Origin of the sequence: Psychrobacter pygoscelis, from assembly GCF_004335015.1 — a bacterium.
GTDB classification, from domain to species: domain Bacteria; phylum Pseudomonadota; class Gammaproteobacteria; order Pseudomonadales; family Moraxellaceae; genus Psychrobacter; species Psychrobacter pygoscelis.
The window spans coordinates 1-218 of sequence record NZ_RQRU01000033.1; the positions used below are offsets into that span (position 1 = coordinate 1).

Annotated in this window: 1 protein-coding gene; it reads left to right on the top strand. The window is 50.5% G+C overall.

Translation table 11 applies throughout. From position 1 onward, the window contains the following. The coding region (locus tag EGV92_RS14060) for a hypothetical protein (protein ID WP_165525643.1) at positions 1-218 on the top strand (218 nt) is incomplete at both ends.

Genomic DNA, 218 nt, shown 5'->3' on the forward strand with positions numbered 1-218 from the left:
GGCACAGCAGATGGTGAGAACAACCTAGCTGTCGTGAAATCCGGCAACACCATCAAATACAGCCTGAAGAAGACGCTTGACTTAGGTGATACAGGTAGCGTAACGACTGGCAACACAGTGACTAACAATGCCGGTGTTACCGTTAATGACGGAGCTGGCAACGTCAGTGAACTAACAGCGGCAGGAACAGAAGTTACCGATGGCAACAACACCAGCAG